Here is a 2,871-nt window from a genome sequence, read left to right on the forward strand (position 1 = left end):
CCGCCGTCAGGCTGCAGCGCCGCCGCGCCGCCCGCCGGCTCGCTCTCGCCCGCGGGCGGCGAAGGCCGCGGCGTGCCCGGGACCTTCCACCCGACGGGTCATTTCCCTAAGGCCAGCGTCCGACCGATCCGGTCGAGCCGATCGGGCTAGCAGTCGATGTCCGGCGCGCCCCCCTCGCCGGCTGACACTTCCCACGACTCCGCCGGTCTTGGTTGTTTCCCCCGCACCCCCTGGCTATGTTGGCCGGGAGGACGAGAACACAGCATGAACGATCTGTTCGGACGCGGCCGCGCGAAGCCGGGCGCGCCCCATCTCAGCGCGGGCGAGACCTACTCCGCCAAGGACATCGAGGTGCTGGAGGGGCTGGAGCCCGTCCGCCGCCGCCCTGGCATGTATATCGGGGGCACCGACGAGAACGCGCTGCACCACCTGGCCGCCGAGATCCTCGACAACGCCATGGACGAGGCGGTGGCCGGCCACGCCGACTTCATCGAGGTCACGCTGGAAGCGGGCAACTGGCTGACCGTGCGCGACAACGGGCGCGGCATCCCGGTGGACCCGCATCCGAAGTTTCCGAAGCTCTCGGCGCTGGAGGTGATCCTCACCACCCTCCACTCGGGCGGCAAGTTCTCCGGCAAGGCCTACGCCACCTCGGGCGGCCTGCACGGCGTCGGCAGCAGCGTCGTGAACGCCCTGTCCGAGCGGATGGAGATCGAGGTCGCGCGCGACCGCACCCTCTTCGCCCACGCCTTCGAGCGCGGGAAGCCGGTCCAGAAGCTCAAGAACCTCGGCGCGATCCACAACCGCCGCGGCACCACGGTGCGGTTCCGGCCGGACCCCGAGATCTTCGGCAAGCAGGCCTTCTCGCCCGCGCGGCTTTACCGGCTCTGCCGCTCCAAGGCGTACCTCTTCAAGGGCGTCGAGATCCGCTGGCGCTGCGACGCGAAGCTTGTCGAGGGCACCGACACCCCCGCCGATGCGGTGCTGCATTTCGAGCGCGGGCTGGTGGACTTCCTCGCCGCCTCGATCGAGGGCCGCACCGCGGTCGTGCCGGCCCCCTTCGCCGGCGAACTGGCCTTCCCGGACGGCGCCGGCCGGGTCGAATTCGCGCTCACTTGGCTCGAGCAGGGCGACGGCTTCCTCAACACCTACGCCAACACCATCCCGACGCCGCAGGGCGGCACGCATGAGGCCGGTCTGCGCGCCGCGCTGGTGAAGGGGCTGCGCGCCTATGGCGAGCTCAAGCGCGACAAGCGCGCCGCCAACGTCACCGCGGAGGACGTCTTCGGCGGCCTTGCGGGCATGCTGTCGGTCTTCGTGCGCGACCCGCAGTTCCAGGGCCAGACCAAGGACAAGCTGACCAGCCCGGAGGCCGCGCGGCTGGTCGAGGCGGCGCTGCGCGACCATTTCGACCATTGGCTCGCCGGCGATCCGACCACCGCGAGCAACCTCCTCGCCTGGGCGGTGGAGCGCGCCGAGGAGCGCATCCGGCGCCGCGAGCAGAAGGACACGCCGCGCAAGACCGCGACCCGCAAGCTCCGCCTGCCCGGCAAGCTCGCCGACTGCGCGCGCGAGAGCGCGGAGGGCACCGAGCTCTTCCTGGTCGAGGGCGACAGCGCCGGCGGATCGGCGAAGCAGGCGCGCGACCGCGAGACCCAGGCGGTGCTGCCGCTGCGCGGCAAGATCCTGAACGTCGCCTCCGCCTCGGCCGACAAGCTTCGCGCCAACCAGGAGCTGAAGGACCTGATCGAGGCGCTGGGCTGCGGCGTGGGCGAGAAGTTCGACCTCGCGCGGCTGCGCTACGGCCGTGTCGTCATCATGACGGATGCCGATGTGGACGGCGCGCATATCGCGGCCCTGCTGATGACCTTCTTCTACAAGGAGCTGCCGGAGCTGGTGCGGCAGGAGCGCATCTTCCTGGCGCAGCCGCCGCTCTACCGCCTGCAGGCCGGCGGCAAGACCGTCTATGCGAAGGACGACGCCGACAAGGAACGGCTCGTCAAGCGCGAGTTCAAGGCGAACCAGAAGGTCGAGGTCAGCCGCTTCAAGGGCCTCGGCGAGATGCCGCCGGCCTCGCTGAAGGAGACCACGATGGACCCGAAGCGGCGCACGCTGCTCAAGGTCGTCCTGCCGCCGGAGGAACGCGCGCGCACCTCCGAGCTGATCGAGGCGCTGATGGGCCGCAAGCCCGAGCTCCGCTTCCGCTTCATCCAGGACAACGCCGCGAAGCTCGACGAGGAGGCGGTGGACGCCTAGCGACTGCTTGGTTGTCGCGGCGCCATGCAGTCCCTGACACCTCGCCGCCCCCGGTGGCCCTGCCACGGCTTCGCCGTGGCAGGATGAGCCATCCGGCGGGGCGACGCACCAATCCGGGGCCCCCGCGGCGTTGCGCAGCAACGTCGTGGGGAAAATCAGCCCCGCGCCGCGCGCGTGACCTCAGCCACGAAGGGCAGCGGGTCCACCGGCCGCACCTGGCGCGCCGGGCTCGTCACCTGCACCTTGATGAAGCGGCCCGCCGCGGCGCCGAGGCAGACGAGCGTGCGCAGTTCCTGCCGGCCATAGGTGCCTTCCAGACGTGCGCAGGACATCGGAGCGCCCCCCGGCACCGGCACGGTGAAGCGGTCGCGCTCGGCAAGCTGCTGGCTGGTGCGCGTGCCGGCCTGCGCGACCACCTCGCCCACCGCGGCGGAGAACTCCGTCGCGAGCCGCGCATCGGTCTGCGTCACGCCGGGCTGGCCGCGATCATACAGGCTCACGGTCGCCACCGCGGCGCGCGCCGGCCCCGCATAGTCCACGGTCGCGCCGAGTCCCGGGCGCTCGCGCTCGAGCCAGGTCGTCCCGCCGCGGGTGAAGTCCGCCACCTGCGCCGGC

Annotated in this window: 2 protein-coding genes; one reads left to right on the plus strand and one right to left on the minus strand. The window is 71.7% G+C overall.

Annotated features, from left to right (window positions below; translation table 11 throughout):
- The first annotated feature begins 264 nt into the window (after positions 1–264).
- Entirely contained in the window at positions 265–2,256 is a 1,992-nt protein-coding gene (gene parE / locus L2I40_RS21435; protein WP_237217250.1) for a DNA topoisomerase IV subunit B, read from the plus strand.
- 155 nt (positions 2,257–2,411) lie between these two features.
- Here parE and L2I40_RS21440 read toward each other — a convergent pair.
- The coding region (locus L2I40_RS21440) for a hypothetical protein (protein WP_237217252.1) at positions 2,412–2,871 on the minus strand (460 nt) is incomplete at its 5' end.

It is taken from the genome of Falsiroseomonas oryziterrae, assembly GCF_021864505.1.
Lineage (GTDB): Bacteria > Pseudomonadota > Alphaproteobacteria > Acetobacterales > Acetobacteraceae > Falsiroseomonas > Falsiroseomonas oryziterrae.

Excerpts from the sequence above, each read along its gene's own strand:
- parE (WP_237217250.1), top strand. The coding sequence starts at position 265 with ATGAACGATCTGTTCGGACGCGGCCGCGCGAAGCCGGGCGCGCCCCAT.